The following is a 26,129-nucleotide window of genomic DNA, read 5'->3' as shown; positions in this document are numbered from 1 at the left end:
TCTCTTTGACTTCAAGAGAATACGCCATTTTTTTCTTCATCAAAAGCACCTCCGCTAAATTTATTATATAAAATAAATTCAACGGAGGTGCCTCTTTTTTATATTCTCATTCTTGGGGGTCAGTGCCAAAGTGTTTAGCTTCGAGAACCAAGTAGGTACTGTTCAACATCAGCTCATCCCTCGCTGTGTTTCACAGCAATAAGACGGATTATCCGGAAATTATCAAGAAACACTACGAGGGAACCGAGTAGATGTTGATTGATACCTACCTGGAGCTTTTCATATTTTTGAGATCGTTCGGCTTATTTCCGAGAACTTCAACTCTTAGTGCTTTTAGCACTTAGAAGTTGATGCTATCGGAACGAAGTGTAGTGAGCTTGCTGTCTCTACGAGTCTAGCGATTCTCGAGACAAAGCATTAGGTTCCTACAAGCTTGTCTACGGTTCTCACTCTGTTGCGATCCTCGAAGCATACAAAGACTGGAACGCCGTTTATTCGGATTTTAGAGAAAGAAGAGTTCGGGCATTTACTTATGTCCCAAACTCACTTAGTCCAAGTCTTACGATTTTATTCAATTGTTTGTCTTCTCAAAACAGGCAGAAGTAGAATTGAAAATCAGGGATTGAGCTCATTTTGAAGGCGTTTAAAGAGCTGGGTGGTTTTTTCGGACTCTTTATTTGTGTAGTAATACGTGTAATCTAGGGTTTCTATTTTTAAAAGAGGCTGCTGATTTTTGTACACTAGTAAGTATGCCGGTCTATCAGCAATACGAAATTCACCAGTCAGATAATGTTCAGTTGCTGAGCCATAAATACGGATACTATTTTCCGGCAGCTTATCTACTAATTGGACTGAGCGGATATCTGTTACAGGAATCTCACGAGTCCGTGTAAAAGGGGCAGTCATGGTTACTTCTGTTTTTGAAATTGCTAATTGAAACGGATCATTAGAAAAATCGTTGATTAATAAAGGGACACAGGAAATAATCAAAGCACCCACAATAATAATACTTGTTAAAATCATCGCAGCTTTTCCAGCTGGTCTGCCCAGATTTACGGACATGTTCATTCCTAATCGATCAGGAATGATAATCCGGGGATCATCTGGATTAATGTAAATTCCGTATCGCCAGTACTGATCTTCATCGCCATAGCGGTAATCAGAAGCCTGCATAATCAAATTATCTTGGGTTTTACGCAGCCGGAACAGTATAAAGAAAATGAAGCCGATATACGCAAACAATAAAACAAAGTAGGCAATCACAAGATATAAGGTTTTCTCGTAAGCTGCTTGAGTTGACAGGGCAGGGAGAAAGGACAGCGGGCTAAAAACAAGCACTGATGAAATCAAGAGCAGGGACCAATAGTAGCGCATGGCATCGTTAACTTGCTGGTTAATTTGCTCATCATCCGTCATTGGCTTTACTGGCAAACGTCTGATTAAATAATAGGAATAAATAAATATACCTAAAGTAATCAGTGAAATTCCACCAAAGATAATGACTTCAATGGCACTATTCAATATAAAAAAAGTATATAGGCAGCCAGCAAATGAAATAACTATTCCAGGAATAAACCAATAGGGCTTAATCAGCCGACGGTTTTTATTTTGAATCAGTTTGGTATCAATTAAAAGAGGCTTGGTTGGCAGTATCCAGTTATTTTTAATTTTGACGTCTGTCATTCTTCTAACGTAAAGAACCTGCATAAAATACATCACGCCGATTAAACCGAATATGGAGAGCAGAAAAAACAACATAGCCAGAGAATCATATGGGAGAAATAAAATCAAAAGATCAGCAAGAGAAAAAAGCAATGCGGTCTGAATCAGGCGCAGCTTATAGGTTTGACGTACTTGGGTCACCTGGGAATCCTGTAAATGTTCTTTAGGTAAAGTTGTTTCTAAAATAATATTTTTATGGGGATTGGCAACAATACGTCCAATCACAGCCATTAGAAGATTCATACTTAAAAGAATTAATAGAAAAATTAAATTCATACTCACGAGTAACACATCCTTTAGTTTTTAAAATTTGTGGAAATTTGGGTGACAATAGCATGGATGTCCAAATCATCCAGCTGATGAATCACTGCCTCTGCTAAAACCAGTTCTAATGAAGTGTACAGCTGCTTCATAAACTCTGGAGTAGCCTGAGGCAGCTCAGCCACTTTGGTACCGTTGCGCCGGTCGGTGACAATATAGCCCTCCGTTTTTAGAGCATTGTAGGCTTTAGATACAGTCATCATGTTAATTCTTATCTCATCTGCCATTTGTCTGACAGACGGCAACGGTTCATTCGGCAATAGCTTTCCGGCAGCTATTCCTAAAATTACTTGATTACGAATTTGCTGATAAATAGGTATATCACTTTTCATATCGATTTCCATTAGCATAAAAGACACCTCTTTTTATATCATTTGTATTAGTTAGTATAATACAAAAATCGGCAGTTGGCAATAATCTTTAGTTGTGGGATTTTGAATCGAAGCATATAATAAAAAAGAAGTGCTAGAGGGAAGGATGAAAAAAATGTCAGAAATCAAAAATGAAACAACTAAAGAATTTCGAACAGCTTTTGCTGAAAATAGAAAACAGCGTGCAGTACAAAATAGTGTAGTCAAAAACGGCATCACGCAGTCGGCAGAAACACAAGCTGCTAAAGTAGAAAATGTACAGGTGTTTTCTGTCGATTTGTCTACCGGAAGAGTAGCTAATCAGAAGCAAAGCGGACGCTGCTGGATGTTTGCTGCTTTGAATACATTTCGTCATAAAATGATTAACAGCTTTCAATTGAAGGATTTTGAATTGTCCCAAAACTATACATTTTTCTGGGATAAATATGAAAAATCAAATTATTTTTATGAAAATATCATTGCTACTGCTGCTCAGGAGCTGGATTCCCGGAAGGTTGCATTCCTGCTGGCAACCCCTCAACAGGATGGCGGTCAATGGGATATGATTGTCTCTTTATTCAAAAAATATGGTGTAGTGCCAAAAACAGCTATGCCGGAAAGTAAAAACAGTTCAAATTCCAGAGATTTGAATAATTATCTGAATAAAAAACTGCGCAAAGATGCTGTCATACTTAGAAAACTGATTGAAGCTGGGAAAACAACAGCTGAGGTACAAAAGGCAAAAACAAAGATGCTAGAGGAAATTTACAACTTTTTAGCTATCTCTTTAGGCACGCCACCGGAAAGCTTTGATTTTGAATACCGTGATGAAGAAAAAAACTATCATTTAGACAAAGACCTGACACCACAGAGCTTTTATGCTAAATACGTAGGTGTGGATTTAGATGAGTACGTCAGCATTATTAATGCACCCACACAGGATAAGCCTTACGAAAAAACCTATACCGTAGAAATGCTGGGAAATGTAGTAGGCGGCAAACCTGTAAAATATTTAAATGTTGATATGAGTACCTTTAAAGAGTTGGCAGCTAAGCAGCTGGAACAGGGAGAATCGGTCTGGTTTGGCTGTGATGTAGGTCAATCTTCAACACGGGAGAGCGGGATTATGGCGTTGAATGCTTATGAAATCGATGAATTATTTGATATTGATTTTACAATGACTAAAGCAGAACGTTTAGATTATGGTGAGAGTCTGATGACTCATGCTATGGTCTTGACAGGTGTGGATGTCATTGATGGCAAAACAGTGAAATGGAAAGTGGAAAACAGCTGGGGAGAAAAGGTCGGCGAGAAAGGTTTCTTTGTTATGAGTGATGCCTGGATGGATGAGTACACTTACCAAATCGTTGTACGTAAAGAATATTTAAGTGACAAATTGCTAAAGGCATGGGAAGAAGAACCTAAAATGCTGGCACCCTGGGATCCGATGGGGGCATTGGCATAAGAGCAGATGTTTTAAAAGCAGAGGAAAGTGCATTTTACTATGCATTATCCTCTGTTTTTTAAAATAGAAGCGGGGCTTAATACAATCTTGCGTTATGAGTCATGGGTATTTAAGTAGACTCATTTCCTTACTAAGAAAATGGGTGGAAATAAATCTTGACTAAAAGAACACATGTTCTTATAATTGAAAGTGATAACAAAAGAAAGGATGTGGTACGATGATTGATCATTTCTCAATTACTGTTAAGGATATTGAAAGGAGTAAAGACTTCTATAAAAAAGTTTTAGCGCCTTTACATGGAGAACTAAAACTGGCTTTTGACGGTGCAGCAAACTTCGGAAAAATAGATGTAGCGGGAGGACAGTTCTGGCTAGCACAAGGAGAGCCAAAACCAAATCATTTCGCATTTCGTGCGGATTCTAAAGAAGAGGTTGCTGCATTTTATACAGCTGGTTTAGAGGCTGGTGGAACAGACAATGGGGGACCAGGCTTAAGACCGGAATACCATGAAAAGTATTATGCTGCCTTTATCATTGATCCTGACGGATATAATATAGAGGCTGTTTACTATGGTGAGTAAGGAATAGTGCGCTAGTAATAAAGCCGGGTTCAGACATTGGAGGAAAATAGTCTGAACCCGGTTTCGTTCACATCGATAGATTATTGAACGTTCACATCAATGGCTTGATAGAATGCGTTGGTTGTGTCATAGACATTCCAGACAGCGTAGATGACATGGTAGCCAGTTCTATTGGAAGGAACAGTAACGGTATGGTTAACTGCTGAACCTGGGATTGTACCATTATCGTTCACTTGACCAATCAATTCAAAATCATTGATATTTAACGGCATGCTGGAGTCCCAGCCTTGTTTTGTCATGTAGTAATCCCAGGTAGATGTACGATGACGGGCGGTCAATGTCCAGGTAAGTGCTAGAGGACCTGTAGGAATTGTTGTTTTATGCCATCTGGTTGGAGACTGTTCGTCTAACGGGTCGAAGCCGCCAACACCAGCGCTTGCCAGTTTTCCAGGAATAAAGGTACCTTTCGCTGCTTCAATGCTTTGTGGTTCCCATTCTGCACGACCGACATTTGTATTAACTTTTCCACCGGCTGCGCTGCCGAAATAGGCTCTGCTTCCAGGACTGGAAACATATCCATGTGCTTCTGAAACGGTTGCTGCTGTTACTGTACCTACTGTGAATAACCCAAGTGCCAAGACTGCTTTCAACAATACTTTCTTCATTGTGTTGCCTCCTAGTAGTTTTTTTGTAGCGCTTACAATGACAACTTAACATGAATATTTCTTAAGTTCAAAAGATATGCTTTTATAATGTTTCGGATGGCTAATTTTAGCATAATAAGGACTTTAATTGATTTTCTGTTATATAAATTAGCTAAAGGATTAATGATACGGTTATCATGACTTTACTCTATTATGTGGGAAGACTGATAGATGGTACAGCTGAGGTTTAGAGTTTTGCTTGGAGAGTGTAATTTTTTTTATAAAACCTAAGTTATTTCCAAGCCTCTTAATATTTATATATTTCATACATATGTTATAATAGAAAAATGAGTTTTGAACTGAAAATGGCGTGAAGGAGAGAGAGCTATGGGAAAAAAATATGCAATGCCTTATGAGGTTGCTTATTATGACTGCGATATTACAAAGAGAATGACTTTGCCTTCGTTGTTGGCGGTCGTTATAAAGACATCGGAAGAACAAAGTGCTTTATTAAATAGAAGTGCTGATTTTGTGGCTGGCTTTGGCTTAGGCTGGGTAATTACCAATTATGAGCTGACAATCACGCGGTTGCCTAAAGTAGGAGAAAAGCTGACAGTTACTACGCAGGCAATTTCTTATAATAAATATTTTTGTTACCGGAATTTCTGGATACATGATGAATCAGGTGAAGAGTGCGTCTTTATCCAATCAACCTTTGTGTTGATGAATACTGAAAATCGTAAGATGAGCAGTGTGCTTGAAGAGATTATCGCTCCTTATGAAAGCGAAAAAATCAAAAAAATTCATCGAAGTGAAAAAATTGAAAAAGTTGAAAATGGACAATCCGCCGTTTACCGTGTCCGCTATTTTGATATAGACGGTAACCAACATGTGAATAATGCGATCTATTTTAATTGGCTGCTGGATGTTTTGGGATATGATTTTCTTTCCCAGAACCAACCTGTTCGGGTTAACGTTAAATTTGATAAAGAAGTCGAATACGGACATGAAGTAGAAAGCCACTACGAGGTAATCGAAACAGAGAAAGGTCCGTTGTCCCGGCATGAAATTCGAATCGGTGATCAGTTATATTGTGAAGCAAATATTCACTGGGAAAAAGATTAATTCAGCCAGAAAAAGATAACAGAATTCTTTTTTGTTTACTTTTTATTATTTCTGAATAGTATAAAAGGATAAGGTTTAAACAAACGATAAAGGAGACAATAATGATTCGTTTAGGCTTGACTTCATTTAGCGAGCATGAAACATTAACTGGGAAAAAGCGAGCTTCCCTTTTTGAGTACGCTGGTCATTTACCTTTAGTGGAAATGGATACAGCTTATTATGGTATTCCAAAACAGGAATCAGTCCGCAACTGGACGGAATCAGTTCCAGCGAGTTTCCGATTTGTTATTAAAGCATACAGCGGGATTAGCTGCCAGGGAGACTGGAAGACCTATTATCAAAGTGAAGAAGAGATGGTAGAAGCCTTTCTTAATAGTATGAGACCAATGGTTGAGAGCGGCAAGCTGTTTGCTTTTCTAATTCAATTTTCTGCCAGCTTCGGCTGTACAAAGGAAAATGTGCAGTACCTTGAGAAAATTCGGTCATGGTTTGCAGATTATCCAGTAGCAATAGAGTTGAGAAACGGCAGCTGGTATCAGGCGGACTATGTGAAGCAGACACTGGCATTCATGAAGGCCCGACAATTTTCTTTAGTGATTGTTGACGAACCCCAAATTCCTACGAATCCAATTCCTTTTTATCCATTTATTACAAATGATCAGTTTGTACTTTTCCGTTTTCATGGCAGAAATGCTGCCGGCTGGCTGGCGAATGATAAGGAGTGGCGGAAAAAGCGAACTCTTTACCGATATAACCAAACGGAAATTGCGGAATTAAGTAAAGCTGTAGAAGAAATAGCATCCCAAGTAAAGGAAACGGCTGTTATTTTCAATAATAACTCCGGCGGGGATGCAGCTGACAATGCCTTAGCAATGAAAGCAGCACTTGGTATAGAGTATGAGGAACTAAATCCAACACAGATAGATTTGTTTTAAGGAGATTTATGATTAAGATAATTTTCTTTGATATTGACGGTACACTAGTAACAAAACATGCACGAGCACTTGATTCTACCAAGCGGGCGATTGCACTGGCCCAGAGTCAGGGGATTTTGTGCGGCGTAGCTACGGGAAGAGGACCTGTCCATTTGAGCGAACAAATTGATTCTTTAAACTTAGATGTTTTTTTAACTTATAATGGGCAGTTGGTTTATACAAATGAACAGACGATTTACGAACGGGCTTTTTCTAAAGAAATAGTTGAGGAGCTAGTTGATTTTGCCGATGAGGGCCGGCGGCAGATGATGTTTGGCGGACGTACACGAATGGAAGGTAGTTCATTGATGAAGTTTGGCCAGAATCGGCTGGCGAAAAAGCTGGCCCGTTTTATTCCAAGCTGGTTTCCGGTAGAGTCCTTTAAAAATTTAATGGTTGGGTTAAAACCGAAAAAGGACCAATGCCGCTATCATGAAATGGATATTCTGAAAGAGAAGATTTATCAATGCGTGCTACTTAGTCCAGAAGAGGAGCTAGGGGACTTGAAGCAGCAGCTTTCCAATTGTACAATTACCCGTTCCAATCCATATGTTGTTGATATTATTCCTAAAGGCGGTTCGAAGCTCAAAGGGATTAAGAAATGTATCGAACATTTCGGCTTTTCGCTGGACGAGGTAATGGTGTTTGGAGATAATTGGAACGATGTGGAAATGCTTGAAGGTGCAGGTATTGGTGTTGCTATGGGAAATGCTCCGGAGGGAGTAAAATCATCCGCTGATTTTGTGACAAATACAAATGAAGCTCATGGCATCTATGAAGCTTTACGCCATTATAATGTGATTAAGGAGACAGCTGATGAAAATTGATAATCCATTTGATAAAACGGAAGAGTTTCATCAAACATTTGATAACCGCCGACCGCAAAAGCCGACGGCTTTTAGCAGCAAAGATGCTTCAGCACGCGCCGGCTTTAAAGCAGAAGAGCTGGTCGAGTTTTTATATGCATCAGCAGGCAACGATAAAGAAGCATTTCATCAGTTGGTGGAACAGCTGAAGCAGGATGTGGATGCAGCGGAAAAAAAGATGGAGCAGAAGAAAAAGAAGGTTGAAGATCCTTTAGTTGATCAGGTAGATGCCTTGATTGATTTACTGTATTTTACCTATGGTTCATTTTCTTTGCTGGGCGTGGATCCGACGAAGCTGTTTTCAATCGTTCATGAAGCAAATATGGGTAAGCTGTTTGCTGATGGAAAGCCCCATTATCATGAAGTGACACATAAAGTTCTGAAACCAGAAGACTGGGAGGCAAACTACGCGCCAGAGCCTAAGATAAAGGCAGAATTGGAGCGCCAGATAGCTTATAAGCTAAAAAAACGAGACGGAGCAGACTAGTTAAGTCTAGTGAGCCGTCTCGTTTTCCTATCTATTTGTTGAAAAATGTATTATAAAGCGCTCGAATAGCCTGTTTCTCTTGATCTTTCCGAATACCAAACATGATGCTGACCTCAGAGGAGCCTTGGTTAATCATTTCCAGATTGATTTCGTTTTCAGCTAATGCCATCGTACTATCTGCTGTAACCCCGATTCGCTGACGCATTCCTTCGCCGACAATCATAATCATGGATAACCCGCGGGTAATTCTCAACTCGTCAGGTTTTAAGACCTGATCCAGCTTTTGAATCAATGCTTCCTCAATCTCCGGGGATAATTGTCGTTCTCTCAGAATAATTGAAATATCATCAATTCCAGAAGGCATGTGTTCATAGCTGAGACCCATCTCTTCCAGTATCTGAAGAACCTTTCGTCCAAAGCCAAGTTCCCGGTTCATCAAATATTTACTAATATAAATATTGGCAAAGTTCTGATCGCTGGCAATCCCCACAACCGGTTCACTAGAAGTATCGCGTTTGGTGGTAATCAACGTACCTGGATGAGAAGGATTGTTAGTATTCTTAATAACAACAGGGATATGTGCTTTGTAGGCGGGCATCAATGCTTCATCATGGAGTACAGCAAAGCCTGCATAAGCCAGCTCACGCATTTCCCGATACGTCAGCGCCTTAATCGTTTTAGGTTGACGAACAATTCCCGGATGGGCAACAAAGATGCCATCCACATCTGTAAAGTTTTCATAGAGGTCTGCTTGAACACCGGCTGCTACGATTGAACCAGTAATATCCGAGCCGCCTCGAGAGAATGTACAGATATCCCCTGCTTCGGTATAACCAAAAAAACCAGGGATTACAAATATTTCTTCTGTGTTTTTAAATTCTGCTATTTTATCGTAAGAAGAGGGCAGAATTCTAGCATTCCCCGGTTCATCTGAGACAATGATACCCAAATCCTGAGGGTTTTTATAAACGGCTGCCAAGCCCTGATCCTTGAAATAAGCTGCAACCAGCTTAGCATTGTTGTTTTCACCGCTAGCTAAAAAAGCATCAAACAAATGAGGGTTGTTCTCCTTTGGAAGCTGTGATAATGCAGTGATGGCATGACGAATATCACTCAATACTGCTTTGTTCATCTCTAATTCATTCATGATGTCCTCGTAGCGGGCAACAATTTTGTCTACAATTTTTTGTGTTGCCTCGTTATTCAGGTATTTTTCATAATAATTAATCAGCAGATCGGTTACTTTGATGTCTTCACCGGAGCGCTTGCCGGGAGCGGAAACAACGACAAACTTTCGGCTTGCGTCATCTTTCACTATATTAAGTACCTTTTGCAGCTGCACTGCTGAAGCTAACGAGCTTCCGCCAAATTTAATCACTTTCACTATTCCCACTCCTTTGTTGTCAGTCCAATATTATTTCCACGATTATTTTAGCATGTATTAAAAAACAAGGAAGAACAAAGTGTTCATTTCTCATTGTTTTATAATATTAGTAGTAAAAGAATACCTAAAATCCTGATGAAAAGCAACAGCAAAAATAATTTGCCTATTCTTTCTTCAAGGATTTGATAAATCACTTCATTTTTCCCGTAAATTTTGATAAACTGGGAATAGTGAAATTTAGTAGGTACGAGTCATGTAGAAAATCGACAGAGTAATCTACAGCAAGTTAGAGGCAGAAATAATTTTCTTGTAAATCCTCATTTAAATTAGTGCTTGCGGGGCTGCTTTGTGATATAATTTTCTACAGTTGTTTTTTTTACGAAAATGATAAAGAATTTGTTTCAGTCTTTCAAGTAGTAATCCAGTTATTATTCATTGAGAGCTGCGTAATTTCTATTTATAAATGCTGAATAAACGGAGGAAATAATAATGAAGAACAATTTGATTATTATCGTGGTTCTAGTGATAATCATCGTTGCGGCTATCTTATATCTGATTGGACACTTCATGCGAAGGCAGAATCAAAGCAAGCTGAAAAGTCTTGAAAAAAGAAAAGAAGAGCTGTTTGACTTGCCTGTTATTGAAGAAGTCGATGAGATTAAGAAGATGCACATGGTTGGTCAAAGCCAGAACACCTTCCGTGAATGGAACCAGCGCTGGGCGGATATCTCAACACGTTCATTTGCTGAACTGGAAAGCCAGATTTTTGAAGTCGAGGAACTAAATGATTCCTTCCGTTATATGAAAGCAAAACGTGCGGTGAGTGAAGCCGAACAAACCATGGATGACATGGAATCTGAAGTGGAAGAAATCCGCAAAGGGTTGAAAGAACTTCGTGAAAGTGAAGAACGCAACTCGCTGGAAGTTCAAAAAGCATTGGATATCTATGAGGAAATCAGCAACCTTCTTCAGGAAGAAAAAGAAGGATTTGGCAGTGCCTATTCAGAACTACAGAAGCAAGTGAAAAATATTGAAATTGAATTTACTCAGTTCGTCACATTAAATACATCCGGCGATCCTGTGGAAGCAAGAGAAGTGCTGGAAAGTGCGGAACGTCATACCTACGAACTGGATGATGTTATGAAACGGATTCCGCCGCTGCATGATGAATTAACTCGCGTATTCCCAGATCAGATTAAAGAAATCGAAGAAGGCTACAAACGTCTGTTGGATGATCACTTCGTATTTCCTGAACAGAACTTTTCAGACGAATTGAACCGCGTGAAGAAACGTGTAAAAAATTCTACTGTTGATTTAGAAAAAGCCGAGGTGGCAGCTGTAGAGGTGGCTAACAGAGATACCGCAGCAGCAATCGATGGATTGTATGAAATCATGGAAAGAGAAATCAATTCCAGAAAATATGTTGTTAATAACCGTAAGACAATCGGTGATTACATCGCCCATGTCCTTCGGAATAACCGTCAGCTGATGATTGAGCTGGATCATACATCCCAAAGCTATACCTTGAATCACAATGAATTGGGGCGTTCAAGAGGCTTCCAGTCAGAGATTGAAGAGTTGATTCGCCGATATGAAGATTATGAACCAAAGATGGAAGAGCATACTGTACCGTATTCTGAAGTACAAGCATTCTTCAAAGACTGTTACCGTGTACTTGCTGATATTGAGAATCAGCAGATGGAAATTGATTTATCTCTGAAAGAGCTTCGTAAAGAAGAAAAAATTGCACAGGAAAAAGTGGATCAATATGAATTCCGCCTGCGCAATCTAAAACGGTTTGTTGAGAAGAAACGTCTGCCGGGTTTACCTGCTGATTATCTTGAGTTCTTCTTTATGGCGACTGACCGAATTGAAGAGCTAAGTAAATCATTGAACCGAATTCGTATTAATATCGAAGAGATCAATAAGCTATCAGATCTTTGTAAAGAAGATTTGGATTTATTAGATAAGAAAACCAATGATTTGGTAAACTCTGCTGCATTGACTGAGCAAATGATGCAGTATGCGAACCGCTACCGTCATACAAATGAAGCAATCAATGAGGCGATGGAGCGAACTTTAGAGTTATTTTCTAAAGATTATCGCTATCAGGATGCATTGGACGTTATCGGAACTGCTCTTGAACGGGTAGAGCCAGGTGCGTTCAGACGTATTGAAGATATTTACTTTAAGAATTTGGATGCCGTTTAGTCTAAGCAATATGAAAACAGGACAAGTATGTTGTCCTGTTTTTTTATACAACAAAGTTAGGTGGAGAGAATGAAAAGAAAAGTAATGTTGGTATTTCTTTGTTTTATCGGGTTATTTTTTTCTGGTTCTAAAACTGGAAATACAAAGATGACAACCTTAACAATAGGACATACTAGCCACGCAGAAACCGATCTACATGCAGCTGCAGAATCTGTAAAGAAAAAATTTAGTGATTTTAGAGGCTGTACGTTAACAGAGCTTGTCTACGAAGAAGAGAAAGCCGTCGCTGAAATAAAGACTTACTTGAAATCCGGAGGCGGATCAGGGAGCGGTTTGTCATCTAAAGATATTATCGTTTTTACTTCAACGTTTGAAGTGGATGGAGATGGTGCAGAGAATACATTGAATCCTAATTCCACTTATACAAACTGGTTGTGGTTTGTTGTGAAAGCTAAAAACAGCGGCAAGTGGGAGGTCCAGGATTTTGGTTACTGAAATTCACGGCAGACTGTAAAACATTGAAGAATAGAAGGAAACAAGCTATAATGAGAAAGAATTTTTTGGAAGAAGGGTAATGAAATGATTTATTTTGATAATAGTGCGACAACCGTAATTGACCCGCAGGCGTTAGATGCTTATGTGAAGACCAGTCAGCGGATTATAGGGAATCCTTCTAGTCTGCATGACTTGGGAAATCAAGCCTATCGGTTACTTGAGCAAGCAAGAAAGCAAGTTGGCGATATATTAGGGGTAGAATCAGAGGAAATTTATTTTACCGGCAGCGGAACAGAAGGCGATAACTGGGTGCTGAAAGGAACAGCAATTGAAAAAGCTGCTTTTGGAAAGCATATCATCATTTCAGGAATCGAACATCCAGCTGTTGCAGAAACAGCAAGGCAATTAGAAAAGCTGGGTTTTGAACTGTCTATTGCTCCTGTAGATAAGCGGGGGATTTTACAAGTTGATAAATTTGAAAGCTTGATTCGCCAAGATACTATCCTCGTATCGGTTATGGCAGTTAACAATGAAATTGGAAGCATTCAGCCAATTCAGGCAATTAGTAAGATTTTAACAGAGTATCCTAAAATTCATTTTCATGTAGATGCAGTTCAAGCAATTGCTAAAGTACCAAAAGAAAGATGGCTGACTCCTAGAGTGGATTTTGCTGTTTTTTCAGCACATAAATTTCACGGACCTAAAGGTGTAGGGTTTATCTATTGGAAAAAAGGCCGTAAGTTAGCTCCGCTTTTAACTGGCGGTGGTCAGGAAAAGAATCAACGGAGCAGTACAGAAAATATTGCCGGAATCGTTGCAGGGGCTAAAGCGCTACGATTATCTACAGAGAGGAATCTGGCAAGAGAAAACTATGTTCAGACTTTGCGAAATTCTTTGATTGATAGTCTCGCAAACTATGGGCAGGTTGTTGTTTTTTCAGAAAAAACAACAGATTTTGCTCCCCATATCCTGTGCTTTGGATTAAAAGGGATTCGTGGAGAAGTGCTTGTTCATGCGATGGAAGAGAAGCAAATCTTTATTTCCACAACGAGTGCCTGTTCTAGCCGAAAAAAAATTGGCAGCAGTACATTAGGGGCTATGAATGTGCCGGAACATCTAGCTACTTCTGCTGTACGCATCAGTCTTGATGAGAACAACACGATGGCGGAAGCTGAACAATTTATGGTAGTCTTTAATCAATTGTATAAAAAGTTTCTGAAAGTAAGTGATTTGTAAGTTAGACTGAGAAGTAGCTTTGGAGAACTTCAAAAAAATTAGGTATTTGTCCTAGTGCTTTCGAAGTTCCCCGCTTCAGCTCAGTTTTTTATTTCATATGCAGCAGGTATCACTGAAGAACTATTGTGACTACAGGCCATAATAAACGTTTGAGTAATCTCTGAGCAATATCTCGGCGATTGCTTATTTAAACTGTAGATAAATTATGGTATAGTAAGACGTATTTTGTTGAAGCAATGGGAGTAGACAAAGCGTACATACAGTCCGTTAAGTAAGAATATTAGATAGTAGCAGCTAAGAAAGGATTTTGGATATTTTGAACTATACAGAAATAATGATTAGATATGGTGAGTTATCCACCAAAGGAAAAAACCGTAAAGCGTTTATTATGCAGCTTGCAGCCAATGTTAAGCGTGTGCTGGATGAGTTTCCCGCGGTGAAGATTCATGCAGATAGAGATCGGATGCACCTGTTGCTTAACGGAGAGGATAGTAGTCAAATTCTTCCCCGTTTGGAAAAGGTATTTGGAATTCAGAGCTTCTCGCCAAGTGTTCGGATTGAGAAAAACTTTCCCGCACTTCGGACAGCCGTTCAAGAAATAATGCGTGATATTTATCAAGCGGGAATGACATTTAAGATTACCTCAAAGCGCTCAGATCATGATTTTGAAATGGACTCTAATGAGTTGAACAGAGAATTAGGAGGAGCCGTTTTTGAGATTTATCCAGACATTCAGGTACAGATGAAGAAGCCGGATATTAATATTCGAGTTGAAATTCGCAGAGAAGGGGCCTATTTATCATATGAAACCTTGCTGGGAGCCGGAGGTTTGCCAGTTGGTACCGGAGGTCGAGGCATGCTGATGCTATCTGGAGGTATCGATTCTCCAGTTGCCGGCTATCTATCGATGAAACGCGGTGTAGAAGTTGAGGCAGTCCATTTTGCCAGTCCACCTTATACAAGTGAGCAGGCATTGCAGAAAGCAAAAGATTTAGCTGGAAAGTTGGCTCCTTATTCCGGGAGTGTTCAGTTTATTGAAGTGCCTTTTACTGAAATACAGGAAGAGATTAAACGGGTTGTACCTCAAGGCTATCTAATGACAGTTACCAGACGCCTAATGCTGCGTCTGACAGATATCCTTCGTGAACAGAGAAATGGTCTGGTTATTATCAATGGGGAATCATTAGGACAGGTTGCTTCTCAAACGTTACAAAGCATGGTTGCCATCAATGATGTGACTAATACCCCGATTATTCGACCTGTTGTTTCCATGGATAAGAATGAGATTATAGAAATTGCTGAAAAAATTGATACCTTTGAATTAGCTATTCAACCTTTTGAGGATTGCTGTACAATCTTTGCGCCGCCTCAGCCCAAGACCAGACCGAAGCTTGATAAAACCCGACAATATGAAGCTAGACTAGATTTGGAAGGCTTGATGGAACGGGCTTTAGCAGGTATCAAAGTTAGTGAAATAACAGCGGCTGAATCCGATGAAAAAGTAGAGGACTTTTCTGATTTATTGTAGCAGCTAGGAGTTCAAAGTAAATCGTAGAAGTCAGAAAAATGCAATAAATTGTGATTACAGCGGTAAGTGAAACCTGCTTTATCTACTTCAGCTTGATAAAGGGAATTAAACGTTTCTAAAAGCTGATTGTTAAAACTTAAACTAAATACAGAACATGGTCCGTTGCGTGGTCCATGTTCTTTTTTGTCTTCCGATTATGGCTTTATGAGAGAATGCTTAATAAATTCTGCATTTTTGTAAAGAAGTTCACTTATTTTCACAAAGTTATTGCTGTATTTTATAGAGGGTGTTAAACTAGAATGTGAAAAGAGTAACAAAGGAGAACTAGAATGGAAATTTTAGCAAATGAGAAGAAAATACCAAAAGCTACAGCTAAACGCCTGCCTTTATATTTGCGCTATTTGAAAATGCTGGATGACTCGGGAATGATCCGGATTAAGTCTAGAGAATTTAGTGAAATTGTTCAAATTCCTCCAGCAACGATTCGCCGGGATTTTTCTCACTTAGGTGAATTAGGCAGAAGCGGGTACGGCTATGATGTTCCCTACCTGATCGAAGTGTTTAATAACATTTTAAATACTCAGGAAGAAAAGAAAATTGCTTTGATTGGCTGCGGAAACCTTGGTAAAGCACTGATAAAAAATAATTTTAGAAGAAATGAAAATCTGAATATTGTCTGCGCATTTGATGTGAACGAGGAAATCATTGGTGAGCAAATCAATGATGTTTGTGTACAGCCGATGAATCAGCTGACTGAAATGGTTGAAGCACAAGATGTAACGGTTGCTATTTCTACCGTTCCCAGTAAATATGCGCAAAAAGCAATCGATGAAATCGTTGCGGCTGGAGTAACAGCGATTCTGAACTTTGCACCGGATAGAGTAACGGTTCCCAGTCATGTTAATGTACAGTATATCGACCTGACGACCGAACTCCAGACATTGATTTACTTTGATACTGCCTTTTCAAAGTAGGCACTTCCTTTGAGTTCTGAAAACAGTTCCTCTATACTTGAATAGAATAAGTAAAGGAGGAAGTTTAATGATTGTAACAAGAAAAGGTACTGAGGTCGAGTTGGCTGGTGTGCAGCCTGTAGTAGGCGCTAAAGCACCTGATTTTTCATTGGAAAATTTGTCAGACAAGAAGATTAATCTCAGCGATTTAAAAGGACAGCCTGTGTTGATTAGTGTGGTGCCGGATATCGATACCAGAATTTGTTCTCTTCAGACAAAACGCTTTAATCAGGAGGCAGGTGCGGTTGAGGGTGTGGCCTTTTTGACTATTTCCAACAACACAAAAGACGAGCAGAAAAACTGGTGTGCAGCTGAAGGTGTCGATATGGAAATGCTTCGTGATGTAGACAACTCATTTGGTGAGGCATATGGTCTATTTATTCCAGAGATGGGCCGTTTGGCTCGTGCTATTTTCGTTATCGATTCAACTGGTGTGCTGGCTTATGAAAAGATTAGTCAGGAAATATCTGAAGAACCAAATTATCAGGAAGCGCTGGATAAAGCGAAAGCACTACGATAATCGATTTCAAATTGACATTCAAAAGTGTTCGTTGTAGAATGTCCCTACAGGAAGACAATAAATCAGAATGCTTTAAAGAGCTCTAGCTACAGGTTAGAGGTCTAACGATAGAACAATACAACAATACAACAGAAGAAAGACAAAGAGCAAGAGGAGTACTGTTAACCGCCGTTTTAGAGAGAAAATCATTTGGTGAAAGATTTTTACTGCATTAACAGGAAGGTAGCTTGTGAGTCGATAATTTGAATTTTATGGTAGAATTATCCGAGTAGTGACCGTTAGTTCACTAATGACAGAGAGGTGTTGGAGTTCGTAATTCCAGCACAAATTAGGTGGTACCGCGTAAATTTACGTCCTAAAGCAGTTTAACTGCTTTAGGGCTTTTTTTATTTTTTGGTAGTAAAAGCACACAGATAAAGCTGTGGTCGAATGAACATGAAAGAAGGAGATACATATGACGGAAGAAAATAACTTACCCACAAAATATCAACCGACAGAAGTAGAAGCAGGTCGTTACCAGAAATGGCTGGATCAGGAGCTGTTCAAGCCAAACGGGAACAAAGAGGCCAAGCCATACTCTATTGTTATTCCACCGCCAAATGTTACAGGAAAGCTGCATTTAGGTCATGCCTGGGATACTGCACTTCAAGATATTATCATTCGCCAGAAAAGAATGCAGGGCTATGATACTTTATGGCTGCCGGGAATGGATCATGCTGGTATTGCTACACAAGCAAAAGTAGAGGAAAAGCTAGCTGAACAAGGAATTTCACGCTATGATTTGGGCCGGGAAAAATTTGTAGAACAGGTATGGGACTGGAAAGAAGAGTACGCCTCTCACATTAGAGAACAGTGGGCAAAGCTGGGCTTGTCTCTGGATTATAGCCGTGAACGCTTCACATTAGATGATGGCTTGTCTAAAGCTGTGCGGACTGTTTTTGTAAAGCTGTATGAGAAAGATCTGATTTATCGCGGTGAATATATTATTAATTGGGATCCGAAAGCAAGAACGGCTCTATCCGACATTGAAGTTATTCACAAGGATATTGAGGGAGCTTTCTATCATATGAGTTATCCGCTGGCTGATGGTTCTGGATCAGTGGAAATTGCGACAACTCGACCAGAAACTATGCTGGGAGATACAGCGGTTGCTGTTCATCCGGATGATGCGCGCTATCAGTCGTTAATCGGCAAAATGGTTGTACTGCCGCTGATGGACAAAGAGATTCCGATTATTGCAGATGACTATGTAGATATGGAATTTGGTACTGGCGTGGTGAAAATTACACCAGCTCATGACCCAAATGATTTTGAGGTTGGTAATCGCCATAAACTGCCAAGAGTTAATGTAATGAATGAAGACGGTTCAATGAATGAGCTAGCTGGAAAATATCAGGGAATGGATCGTTTTGCAGCTCGCAAGCTGATCGTCTCTGATTTAAAAGAGCTGGGCCACTTAATAAAAATCGAAAAAATGAATCATAGTGTAGGACATTCAGAGCGGACAGGCGTTGTTGTTGAACCTCGGTTGTCTACACAGTGGTTTGTAAAAATGCAGCCTCTGGCAGAAGAAGCCATTAAAAATCAGCAGTCAGATAATGCGGTTGAATTTTTCCCCGATCGTTTTAACCAAACCTTTATTCGCTGGATGGAGAATGTTCATGACTGGGTTATTTCCCGTCAGTTATGGTGGGGTCATCAAATACCAGCTTGGTATCATAATGAAACTGGGGAAATGTATGTTGGAATGGAAGCACCGTCAGATACAGAGAACTGGACACAGGATAACGATGTATTAGATACCTGGTTTAGCTCAGCCCTATGGCCGTTTTCAACGATGGGCTGGCCGAATGAAGCAAGTAGTGACTATCAGCGTTATTTCCCTACCAGCACGTTGGTAACCGCCTATGACATTATTTTCTTCTGGGTTAGCAGAATGATTTTCCAAAGTTTGGAATTCACTGGCGAGCGGCCGTTCCAGCATGCCTTGATTCACGGCTTGATTCGGGATGAAGAAGGACGCAAAATGAGTAAGTCGCTTGGAAATGGTATTGATCCAATGGATGTCATCGAAAAATATGGTGCAGATGCTCTTCGCTGGTTCTTATCTAACGGTTCCGCTCCAGGTCAGGATGTCCGCTTCAGTTATGAAAAAATGGATGCAGCCTGGAACTTTATCAATAAAATCTGGAATGCCAGTCGTTTTGTTATCATGAATATTGAAGGTATGACTGTAGAAGATATTGATTTTAGTGGTGAAAAAACTGTAGCTGACCGCTGGATACTGACTCGTTTGAATGAGACGATTGAACGGGTTACTGAGTTGTTTGACCGTTTTGAATTTGGGGAGGCCGGTCGCCAGCTGTACAATTTCATCTGGGATGACTTCTGTGACTGGTACATTGAAATGAGCAAGGAAATTCTTTATGGAGAGAATGAGGGAGCAAAACAGACCACAAAGAGTATTCTTGTCTATACACTAGATAGTATTCTTCGTCTGCTGCATCCAATTATGCCGTTCGTAACGGAAGAAATCTGGGAAAAAATTCCTCATGTAGGAACTTCGCTGGTAGTCGCAGAATATCCGCTTGTTCGCCAGGAGTTATCAGATGCTCAAGCAGCAACAGGAATGGAAGTACTGAAGGAAGTGATCCGTGCTGTAAGAAACATCCGTGCGGAAGTAAATACACCTCTGTCTAAACCCATTACATTATTGATTAAGACAACAGATGAAGCGACAGATCAGTTTCTGATTGCAAATAAGAGCTATATTGAACGCTTCTGTAATCCAGAAGAATTGACGATTAGTGGAAATATCACTCCTCCAGAGCTGGCAATGTCTGCAATTTTATCTGGAGTAGAAATTTACTTGCCGCTGGCAGGTTTAATCAATATTGAAGAAGAGATTGCCCGTTTGGAAAAAGAACTAGGAAAATGGGATCAGGAAGTGAAACGGGTACAAGGTAAGCTATCAAATGAGCGTTTTGTTTCAAATGCACCGGAGGATGTTGTGCAGGCGGAAAAAGAAAAAGAAAAAGACTATCTGGAAAAACAAAAAACCGTTCGCGACAGAATAGAACAGTTGAAAACAATTGAATAAATAAAAAACAAGCGGAGCTTCTAGTGCCCCGCTTGTTTTTTATTTAGCAGCTTTGCAGCTCCCGCTTTTTCTTGATATGAATCCAATAACGAAAAATCAGAAAACCAATAATAGTGGTTAAAGTAATCAGTCCGCCGGCATAGAAGCTCATGGAACGGTATACCATAGCGATGGAATAGGTTCCCTCATCTAAAGGAATCGCCATCATATTGCCCGCCACAGCTACCTGTTTTACTTTTTTTCCGTTGGCTTTAATCAGCCAGTTATCGTCGTAAGGAACAGATAGATATAGTAGTTGATTTTCTTTTTTTACCGAAATATTGCCGAAAAGCTCGCCTTTTTTTGTCCACCGTAAATCTATTGCTTGTTTTTTCTTAGCAGCAGTCAGGGTGGTGAACAGCTGCTGATCCAGTGTCGCCAGCTCTAGCCCCTTGAGGGTTAGTTGTTTGCTGCTGCTTAGCTCTAAAACAACCAGTTCATTTTTTGAAAAATAACCTAAGTTAAACAGTTGATTTGTATGAATGAACATCGATGGACTGATTTTTTTACCATTAACAGTCAGGCTTTCTATTTTTGACCAGTTGATATTTGGTAAATAAAAATACAGTTCGCCGTCTGAAACAGGATTAATCTCCAAGTGATAGCTTTTCTTATCTTTAGAAATAATTTCAGCCGCTTTTTTTGTTGTTTTAAAATAAGGTTCCTCATTTTTTTGAATTGCCTGAAGCAGGTTTTCCTGATTCACTAATGGCTTGTTGGCAGCTAGGTGGACCTTTTCGAAGCTTTCAGGCACTAAAAAACCTAAGCCAACAGCTTCCTGATTTTGGTAAACAAAGGTTTGGTTATTTTCTGACAGCAATTCTCTTTCATCAGTTTTTATTGGGGTTATCTGATGAGTGACATTAAACAGGAAGTTCACTACCTGGGAATCATCCACATAACCAATCCGGCGGTCATTTTTTTGGAAAAGACCAAGAGCGGCTAATGTATCCTGAGTGTCTGAATGCAGTGTGGAAGTATAGCTGGAAATGCCGGAATAGCCGTAAAGAATTGAATCGTTATAGCCATTATTCTTTTCTAGATAGCCTGCCTTTTTAGAATCAACAGTATGCTTGATTCTAAAAAGGTTCTCACCTTCAATCGTGCTAAGCACCTTAGCCTGTTCTTTGTAATTTTGTTCAAAGGCCTGCTGATTACCAAAAGGAATTTCCTTCAAGGAAATCCAATAGTTACCACCCAGCTCTGCAAAAATCGTAAAGACCATAAAGGCTGCTGCTGTAGTTTTCAGCCAGCGTGATTTCGCTGTTAGCTGAATATAGTTAAACAAGAAATAATAACACCAAACAAGGACTAAACTAATTGCTGGGTAACTATAAGACAGCAAAAACTCTCGGTTGAATAAGTAAAGAGCCGCATAACCTACAATCAAACCCGTCGAAAAAATAACGGGTGCTTTTACAGGTATTTTTTCTTTCGATCGTATTCTTAGGAAGGCTTCATAAGCAAATTTGACCATGATAAAACTAAAAATAAACGTATTGCGGTATGGGAATCCTGCTGGACTCTGAAACATATGCCAAAAAGTATTAAAAAGCTCAATCCAAAAACTTAAAAATAAAAGGACTGTTAGGTAGAGAGCAAGTCGTTTTTCTTTTTTTGAGATTGACGGCAATAAAAAGTAAGTCAAAAACAAAAGAACAATTAATAGACCAGAAAAAACAGTCGGCAAATGATCCAGTCGTAAATTGAAGTCTACATTGCCGATACCAAACTGTGAAAAGAAAGAAAGACCAAATTTAGGGTAAGGCAGAAACGTCAGCAGACTGAAAGCAGTTTTCTTTGTCTGAAGCATACCTTCCAGTGCAGGTAGTAGAATAAAGCTGGTAGACAGACCTGAAAGAATGGAGGCAATAAAAAATACTTTTCCTTCACGGACAAAACCTAAAAATGAAGTTGCAGCATTTTGTTTTAAATACAAATAAATACTGTAGCCAACGGCAAAAATACAAACCATGTAACCTAGATAGTAATTTGTAAAAATAGTTAGAAAAAGTATAATAACATACATTGTAACGCGTTTATCGTACCAGAGCTTCTGTAAACCTAAAGCGAGCAAAGGAAACAGAATCAATGCATCCAGCCACATAAAGTTAATGCTGTAAGCAGCTGTAAAGCCGCAGAGACTATAAGCAGTAGAAAAAATCCAGGTATAGGATGAAATATCTGTATATGTTCTTTTCAAATAGTAGAACATAGCGCTGCCAATACAGGAAATTTTTAAAGTAATAATCCAAACAACTGCTATCGGCAGCTGCTCATAGGGAAACAAAAGTGCTAAGAAATTGAACGGACTTAGCAAATAATACGAGCTTAGTGGGAAAATTGTATCACCAAGACCATTAGAGAAAGAATAGAAGGTCATGTTGCCTTCTTCAACAAATCGTTTGAAATTACTTAAAAATGGTAAATACTGACTGCCAAGATCGCTTGCCAGTAAGTTATTGTTTCCAAATGGTGCAACTCCTAAAATAATCCAAAGTATAATAACAATAGTAAACGGAAGTAAAAAACTACCAAGAATCAACCCTTTTTCCTTTAACTTCATCTATTTTTCACCTCAATCAAACAGTTAGTTAAGTCATCAATTACCTAGTTTATTTGTTCATACTGACATCTAGTGTAGCATGGGAACAAAAATTTCTGCAAAAATTATGAAACAGTTGAGAATAAATATGAAATAAATCATTTTTGCATTAAGAAGGATACTTATTACTAGACTTAACAGTTGTTATTTTATCACAGCTCTGTTTTATCCATGAGGATATTTAGACAGATTTGCTTTTTTTTAGAGAACTTAAGTAATTCTTTAAAAATTCTGATAATTTTTTGCTTATTATTGTTTCGCGGATAATAAATGTCGTTGAGAAAATTTTTCAGTAAATTTTCTTTATTAGTGAAATCATTGGAGGCTTTCGCTATAATAAGAGGTGCGAGGTGGCGAAAATATGTCAATAAAAATAGAAGAAGCTATAGCATGGATTCATAGTCGGCTGCCCTTTGGCTCACGTCCAGGTTTGGAACGTGTAAATGGGCTGTTGGAGCGTGTTGGAAATCCGCAGAAAAAAGTCTCTACGATTCATATTGCAGGAACGAATGGTAAAGGCTCTACAGTAACCTATTTAAGGTGTTTGCTGGAGGAAGCTGGCTTGAAGGTCGGTACGTTTACTTCTCCTTATATAGAAACATTCAATGAACGAATTGCTATTGATGGAATAGGAATACCTGATAATCAGCTCATTACTTATGTAGAAAAATATCAGCCGATTGTTGTAGCGATGGATGAAATACCTGAAATCAGCGGTATTACAGAATTTGAAACACTAACGGCAATGGCCTTTGACTATTTTTTAAATGAGCAGGTGGATGTTGCTATTATTGAAGTTGGCCTAGGCGGATTAATGGATAGTACGAACGTTGTTGAGCCTTTGCTCACAGGGATTACAACCATTGGTATGGATCACACGGATATCTTAGGAGATACATTGGAGAAAATTGCCTTTCAAAAGGCGGGCATCATAAAAAAAGGCATCCCTGTTGTCACTGGAAAAATTGAAGCACCCGCTTTAGCGGTTATTGAAGAGCAGGCTGAGCAACAAGATGCAGCTATCTATCGTTTTGGGGCTGCTTATGACGTTATGTATCAGCATCTAGATAAAGAATGGGGCGAGGTTTTTACCTTTCAAGATCAAAATGGGAAAATTAAAGATTTAAAAACGCCTTTATTAGGCCGTCATCAGACAGAAAACGCCGGCATGGCAATTGAACTGTTTGCAATCTTTTGCCAGCTGACTAAGCAGCCCTTTCAAACGCGAACTATTCGCCAAGGGCTGATGAAGGCCATTTGGCCTGCCCGTATGGAGCGAGTTAGTGAAGAGCCGATGATTGTATTGGATGGGGCACATAATGATCATGCCATTCGCCGGCTGGTAGAGAATCTGGAGAAGGAGTTTAAAGATCGGTCAATTCATGTGCTGTTCTCATCCTTATCAACCAAAAATGTAGATCAGATGATTCGACTGCTGCAGCAAGTACCGAATATCCATATTTATTTAACTACATTTGAATATCCCAAAGCTGTCAATCTTTCAGCACTTGAGCACTTTACTGATGAAAAAACCGAGATTGTCTCTCTTTGGCAATTTGGGCTAGGAGAAATTCTCGAAAAGATGACAAATGAAGACATGCTGCTGGTCACTGGGTCACTTTATTTCGTATCACAGGTACGGGATTTATTAATGACAATAGGAGGAAAGAATGAAAAAATTTGACGGTGTTATTTTTGATATGGATGGTCTTTTGTTTGATACTGAAATGATTTATTATCAATCCTCACAAAAGATTGCCGACATTATGGGGTTCACTTATACAAAGGAGCTATACCTTGAGTTTTTGGGTGTTTCCGACGAAGAGGTTCAGGAGAACTACCATCGTATTTTTGAAGCACACGGTAAAGAAAAAGTAGAAGAATTTATTCAGCGTTCGTATGCAGATACGTTAGCTGCATTCAAAGCCGGTCAGGTACCAATGAAGCCTGGTGTAATCGAATTGTTGGATTACCTTGAAGAAAACAATATTCCGAAGATTGTTGCTTCAAGCAACGTTCGGCCTGCCATTGAGCTTTTGCTTGGAAATGCCGGTATCAGTGACCGATTTCAACAGATTGTATCCGCTGAAGATGTTAGCCGGGCGAAGCCAGACCCTGAGATTTTTCAAAAGGCAGCCGGATTACTCGGTACTAAACCGGAAAAAACACTGGTTCTTGAGGATTCATCCCATGGTGTGAACGCCGCTTACGCCGCAGGTATACCGGTAATTATGATTCCTGATTTGCTGCAGCCTGATGAGGAGTTAAAAGTGAAAACACTAAAAGTATTGAACAGTCTGAATGATGTACCAACCTATCTAAGCATCTGATAGAAAAAACAGCTCCTTTGCGTATCTTTTATTAGAGTACGAAAAGGAGCTGTTTTATGGAAAAGAAACTATTTATTCACGAAATGCCAGAGGATTGTCTGCCGAGAGAGCGGTTGGAAGCTGTCGGTGAAAAAGCATTATCCAATCAAGAGCTCTTGGCGATTCTGTTGAGAACCGGTTCAAGAGAGAAAAATGTGATGGAACTGGCATCTATTATTTTGAAGCATTTTAAACATCTGTATGAACTAAAAAATGCGTCACTTCACGAGATGATGTCTATCAAAGGAATTGGCAAGGTTAAGGCAATCGAGCTAAGAGCTGCTGTTGAGTTCGGTTATCGACTACAGCAGAGCAGTCCGGTGAAAATGGGTAAGATTTCATCCAGCTATCAAATTGCCCAGGAGCTGATTTATGAGATGAGAGATTTTCAACAGGAGCATCTGGTCTGTCTCTACCTGAACACAAAAAATGAAGTGATTCGACAGGATACTGTGTTCAAAGGCTCGCTAAATCAGAGTATCGCTCATCCTAGAGAGATATTTAAAGGAGCAGTAAAGTATTCAGCAGCCCGAATTGTTTTAGCCCATAATCATCCGAGTGGAAATCCTACACCTTCTCAAAGTGATATCCTGTTTACACGGAGAATGCAGGAGTGCGGAGAAATGATGGGAATTGAGCTGCTGGATCATATTATTGTCGGTCACAGCGGATACATTAGTATGCGGGAAGAAAATTTTTTGAGGGGTAACTAATTACATTTCTTGCAAAAATAAAAAAGCGCGTGTAGAATAAACTTGTAATCTTGTTTGGGACAGTATAGAAGTTTTTATTGATTAAAATCCTCTATCGTAAACGGGCAAAGTTACAATTATTTCAGTGCTTAAGCACGAGGAGGAACAGGTAATGGAACAAGGAACAGTAAAATGGTTTAACGCAGAAAAAGGGTTTGGCTTTATCTCTCGTGAAGATGGAAGCGATGTATTTGTTCATTTTTCAGCAATTCAAGGTGACGGCTTCAAAACTTTAGAAGAAGGTCAAGCAGTAACTTTTGATGTTGAAGATTCAGATCGCGGACCTCAAGCGGTAAACGTTGAAAAACAATAATATGTCCATTCGAAACACCTGATGTTCATT

22 protein-coding genes and 1 other annotated feature are annotated in these 26,129 nt (G+C 39.4%); of the genes, 17 read left to right on the top strand and 5 right to left on the bottom strand.

Annotation, left to right across the window (positions count from 1 at the left end; translation table 11 throughout):
* Positions 1 to 615: 615 nt before the first annotated feature.
* Both ACPWSO_RS13635 and ACPWSO_RS13630 read right to left on the bottom strand, forming a co-directional pair.
* Positions 616 to 1,998 (bottom strand): DUF5808 domain-containing protein, encoded by a 1,383-nt coding sequence (locus ACPWSO_RS13635; RefSeq protein ID WP_426084128.1) that lies wholly within the window; start codon positions 1,996 to 1,998, stop codon positions 616 to 618.
* A gap of 20 nt (positions 1,999 to 2,018) precedes the next feature.
* Positions 2,019 to 2,393: a GntR family transcriptional regulator gene (locus ACPWSO_RS13630; RefSeq protein WP_426084125.1), complete on the bottom strand. Its 375-nt coding sequence runs from the start codon at positions 2,391 to 2,393 to the stop codon at positions 2,019 to 2,021.
* 136 nt (positions 2,394 to 2,529) lie between these two features.
* Between ACPWSO_RS13630 and ACPWSO_RS13625 the strand changes: the two genes are divergently transcribed.
* Positions 2,530 to 3,858, top strand: coding sequence for a C1 family peptidase (locus ACPWSO_RS13625; RefSeq protein WP_426084124.1), 1,329 nt, complete (start codon positions 2,530 to 2,532; stop codon positions 3,856 to 3,858).
* A gap of 217 nt (positions 3,859 to 4,075) precedes the next feature.
* Positions 4,076 to 4,438, top strand: coding sequence for a VOC family protein (locus ACPWSO_RS13620; RefSeq protein ID WP_426084123.1), 363 nt, complete (start codon positions 4,076 to 4,078; stop codon positions 4,436 to 4,438).
* Between the two features lie 80 nt (positions 4,439 to 4,518).
* Here the strand turns inward: ACPWSO_RS13620 and ACPWSO_RS13615 are convergent, their stop codons facing one another.
* Positions 4,519 to 5,103, bottom strand: coding sequence for a lytic polysaccharide monooxygenase (locus ACPWSO_RS13615; protein WP_426084122.1), 585 nt, complete (start codon positions 5,101 to 5,103; stop codon positions 4,519 to 4,521).
* 366 nt (positions 5,104 to 5,469) lie between these two features.
* Between ACPWSO_RS13615 and ACPWSO_RS13610 the strand changes: the two genes are divergently transcribed.
* The 4 genes from ACPWSO_RS13610 (at position 5,470) to ACPWSO_RS13595 (ending at position 8,534) form a co-directional block, all read left to right on the top strand.
* The gene (locus ACPWSO_RS13610) at positions 5,470 to 6,207 is read left to right on the top strand and encodes an acyl-ACP thioesterase domain-containing protein (RefSeq protein ID WP_426084121.1); all 738 of its coding nucleotides are present in this window, start codon (positions 5,470 to 5,472) and stop codon (positions 6,205 to 6,207) included.
* A 101-nt stretch (positions 6,208 to 6,308) separates the two neighbouring features.
* Complete coding sequence (locus tag ACPWSO_RS13605) at positions 6,309 to 7,142, top strand: DUF72 domain-containing protein (RefSeq protein WP_426084120.1); 834 nt, start codon at positions 6,309 to 6,311, stop codon at positions 7,140 to 7,142.
* A gap of 8 nt (positions 7,143 to 7,150) precedes the next feature.
* Positions 7,151 to 8,008, top strand: coding sequence for a Cof-type HAD-IIB family hydrolase (locus tag ACPWSO_RS13600; RefSeq protein WP_426084119.1), 858 nt, complete (start codon positions 7,151 to 7,153; stop codon positions 8,006 to 8,008).
* Positions 7,998 to 8,534 carry an HAD family hydrolase gene (locus tag ACPWSO_RS13595; RefSeq protein ID WP_426084118.1) on the top strand — a complete coding sequence of 179 codons (537 nt, stop codon included), beginning with the start codon at positions 7,998 to 8,000 and terminating at the stop codon, positions 8,532 to 8,534. Before ACPWSO_RS13600 ends, ACPWSO_RS13595 begins: the two co-directional genes overlap by 11 nt.
* Positions 8,535 to 8,565: 31 nt before the next feature.
* Here ACPWSO_RS13595 and ACPWSO_RS13590 read toward each other — a convergent pair whose 3' ends face one another.
* Positions 8,566 to 9,918, bottom strand: coding sequence for an aspartate kinase (locus tag ACPWSO_RS13590; RefSeq protein ID WP_426084117.1), 1,353 nt, complete (start codon positions 9,916 to 9,918; stop codon positions 8,566 to 8,568).
* Between the two features lie 489 nt (positions 9,919 to 10,407).
* Between ACPWSO_RS13590 and ezrA the strand changes: the two genes are divergently transcribed.
* The 7 genes from ezrA to ACPWSO_RS13555 all read left to right on the top strand — a co-directional run bounded on the left by ezrA (position 10,408) and on the right by ACPWSO_RS13555 (position 20,021).
* Positions 10,408 to 12,129, top strand: a complete 1,722-nt coding sequence (ezrA, locus tag ACPWSO_RS13585; RefSeq protein WP_426084116.1) for a septation ring formation regulator EzrA — start codon at positions 10,408 to 10,410, stop codon at positions 12,127 to 12,129.
* 69 nt (positions 12,130 to 12,198) lie between these two features.
* Complete coding sequence (locus ACPWSO_RS13580; protein WP_426084115.1) at positions 12,199 to 12,624, top strand: DUF4829 domain-containing protein; 426 nt, start codon at positions 12,199 to 12,201, stop codon at positions 12,622 to 12,624.
* An 84-nt stretch (positions 12,625 to 12,708) separates the two neighbouring features.
* The gene (locus ACPWSO_RS13575) at positions 12,709 to 13,860 is read left to right on the top strand and encodes a cysteine desulfurase family protein (protein WP_426084114.1); all 1,152 of its coding nucleotides are present in this window, start codon (positions 12,709 to 12,711) and stop codon (positions 13,858 to 13,860) included.
* Between the two features lie 316 nt (positions 13,861 to 14,176).
* A complete protein-coding gene (gene thiI, locus ACPWSO_RS13570) occupies positions 14,177 to 15,388 on the top strand; it encodes a tRNA uracil 4-sulfurtransferase ThiI (protein ID WP_426084113.1) in 1,212 nt (403 codons plus the stop codon).
* Between the two features lie 329 nt (positions 15,389 to 15,717).
* Positions 15,718 to 16,362, top strand: coding sequence for a redox-sensing transcriptional repressor Rex (locus tag ACPWSO_RS13565; protein WP_426084112.1), 645 nt, complete (start codon positions 15,718 to 15,720; stop codon positions 16,360 to 16,362).
* A gap of 67 nt (positions 16,363 to 16,429) precedes the next feature.
* Complete coding sequence (gene tpx / locus ACPWSO_RS13560) at positions 16,430 to 16,921, top strand: thiol peroxidase (protein WP_426084111.1); 492 nt, start codon at positions 16,430 to 16,432, stop codon at positions 16,919 to 16,921.
* Positions 16,922 to 17,054: 133 nt separating this feature from the next.
* Positions 17,055 to 17,282 (top strand) — a binding site (T-box leader).
* Between the two features lie 93 nt (positions 17,283 to 17,375).
* Positions 17,376 to 20,021 (top strand): valine--tRNA ligase, encoded by a 2,646-nt coding sequence (locus ACPWSO_RS13555; RefSeq protein ID WP_426084110.1) that lies wholly within the window; start codon positions 17,376 to 17,378, stop codon positions 20,019 to 20,021.
* A gap of 43 nt (positions 20,022 to 20,064) precedes the next feature.
* On the opposite strand, the gene ACPWSO_RS13550 is transcribed toward ACPWSO_RS13555, so the two are convergent.
* Positions 20,065 to 22,626 (bottom strand): YfhO family protein, encoded by a 2,562-nt coding sequence (locus ACPWSO_RS13550; RefSeq protein ID WP_426084109.1) that lies wholly within the window; start codon positions 22,624 to 22,626, stop codon positions 20,065 to 20,067.
* 400 nt (positions 22,627 to 23,026) lie between these two features.
* Between ACPWSO_RS13550 and ACPWSO_RS13545 the strand changes: the two genes are divergently transcribed.
* From ACPWSO_RS13545 to ACPWSO_RS13530, 4 genes are all read left to right on the top strand, one after another.
* A complete protein-coding gene (locus tag ACPWSO_RS13545; protein WP_426084108.1) occupies positions 23,027 to 24,349 on the top strand; it encodes a bifunctional folylpolyglutamate synthase/dihydrofolate synthase in 1,323 nt (440 codons plus the stop codon).
* Entirely contained in the window at positions 24,336 to 24,995 is a 660-nt protein-coding gene (locus ACPWSO_RS13540) for an HAD family hydrolase (RefSeq protein WP_426084107.1), read from the top strand. The genes ACPWSO_RS13545 and ACPWSO_RS13540 overlap by 14 nt, the downstream gene beginning before the upstream one ends.
* 56 nt (positions 24,996 to 25,051) lie before the next feature.
* Positions 25,052 to 25,747 (top strand): RadC family protein, encoded by a 696-nt coding sequence (gene radC / locus ACPWSO_RS13535; protein ID WP_426084106.1) that lies wholly within the window; start codon positions 25,052 to 25,054, stop codon positions 25,745 to 25,747.
* Positions 25,748 to 25,898: 151 nt separating this feature from the next.
* On the top strand, positions 25,899 to 26,099 hold the full coding sequence (locus ACPWSO_RS13530; protein ID WP_202066772.1) for a cold-shock protein: 201 nt from the start codon (positions 25,899 to 25,901) through the stop codon (positions 26,097 to 26,099).
* Positions 26,100 to 26,129: the final 30 nt, after the last annotated feature.

Source organism: Enterococcus sp. LJL51, from assembly GCF_049894025.1.
GTDB lineage: Bacteria > Bacillota > Bacilli > Lactobacillales > Enterococcaceae > Enterococcus_L.
Note: the sequence above shows the minus strand (reverse complement) of the source record. Positions and strands in the feature narration are given on the sequence as shown.

What these genes read in the sequence shown, in the direction of transcription:
- ACPWSO_RS13635 (WP_426084128.1), bottom strand. Translation starts at nt 1,998, where the DNA reads ATGAATTTAATTTTTCTATTAATTCTTTTAAGTATGAATCTTCTAATG.
- ACPWSO_RS13630 (WP_426084125.1), bottom strand. Translation starts at nt 2,393, where the DNA reads ATGCTAATGGAAATCGATATGAAAAGTGATATACCTATTTATCAGCAA.
- ACPWSO_RS13625 (WP_426084124.1), top strand. Translation starts at nt 2,530, where the DNA reads ATGTCAGAAATCAAAAATGAAACAACTAAAGAATTTCGAACAGCTTTT.
- ACPWSO_RS13620 (WP_426084123.1), top strand. Translation starts at nt 4,076, where the DNA reads ATGATTGATCATTTCTCAATTACTGTTAAGGATATTGAAAGGAGTAAA.
- ACPWSO_RS13615 (WP_426084122.1), bottom strand. Translation starts at nt 5,103, where the DNA reads ATGAAGAAAGTATTGTTGAAAGCAGTCTTGGCACTTGGGTTATTCACA.
- ACPWSO_RS13610 (WP_426084121.1), top strand. Translation starts at nt 5,470, where the DNA reads ATGGGAAAAAAATATGCAATGCCTTATGAGGTTGCTTATTATGACTGC.
- ACPWSO_RS13605 (WP_426084120.1), top strand. Translation starts at nt 6,309, where the DNA reads ATGATTCGTTTAGGCTTGACTTCATTTAGCGAGCATGAAACATTAACT.
- ACPWSO_RS13600 (WP_426084119.1), top strand. Translation starts at nt 7,151, where the DNA reads ATGATTAAGATAATTTTCTTTGATATTGACGGTACACTAGTAACAAAA.
- ACPWSO_RS13595 (WP_426084118.1), top strand. Translation starts at nt 7,998, where the DNA reads ATGAAAATTGATAATCCATTTGATAAAACGGAAGAGTTTCATCAAACA.
- ezrA (WP_426084116.1), top strand. Translation starts at nt 10,408, where the DNA reads ATGAAGAACAATTTGATTATTATCGTGGTTCTAGTGATAATCATCGTT.
- ACPWSO_RS13580 (WP_426084115.1), top strand. Translation starts at nt 12,199, where the DNA reads ATGAAAAGAAAAGTAATGTTGGTATTTCTTTGTTTTATCGGGTTATTT.
- ACPWSO_RS13575 (WP_426084114.1), top strand. Translation starts at nt 12,709, where the DNA reads ATGATTTATTTTGATAATAGTGCGACAACCGTAATTGACCCGCAGGCG.
- ACPWSO_RS13565 (WP_426084112.1), top strand. Translation starts at nt 15,718, where the DNA reads ATGGAAATTTTAGCAAATGAGAAGAAAATACCAAAAGCTACAGCTAAA.
- tpx (WP_426084111.1), top strand. Translation starts at nt 16,430, where the DNA reads ATGATTGTAACAAGAAAAGGTACTGAGGTCGAGTTGGCTGGTGTGCAG.
- ACPWSO_RS13555 (WP_426084110.1), top strand. Translation starts at nt 17,376, where the DNA reads ATGACGGAAGAAAATAACTTACCCACAAAATATCAACCGACAGAAGTA.
- ACPWSO_RS13550 (WP_426084109.1), bottom strand. Translation starts at nt 22,626, where the DNA reads ATGAAGTTAAAGGAAAAAGGGTTGATTCTTGGTAGTTTTTTACTTCCG.
- ACPWSO_RS13545 (WP_426084108.1), top strand. Translation starts at nt 23,027, where the DNA reads ATGTCAATAAAAATAGAAGAAGCTATAGCATGGATTCATAGTCGGCTG.
- ACPWSO_RS13540 (WP_426084107.1), top strand. Translation starts at nt 24,336, where the DNA reads ATGAAAAAATTTGACGGTGTTATTTTTGATATGGATGGTCTTTTGTTT.
- radC (WP_426084106.1), top strand. Translation starts at nt 25,052, where the DNA reads ATGGAAAAGAAACTATTTATTCACGAAATGCCAGAGGATTGTCTGCCG.
- ACPWSO_RS13530 (WP_202066772.1), top strand. Translation starts at nt 25,899, where the DNA reads ATGGAACAAGGAACAGTAAAATGGTTTAACGCAGAAAAAGGGTTTGGC.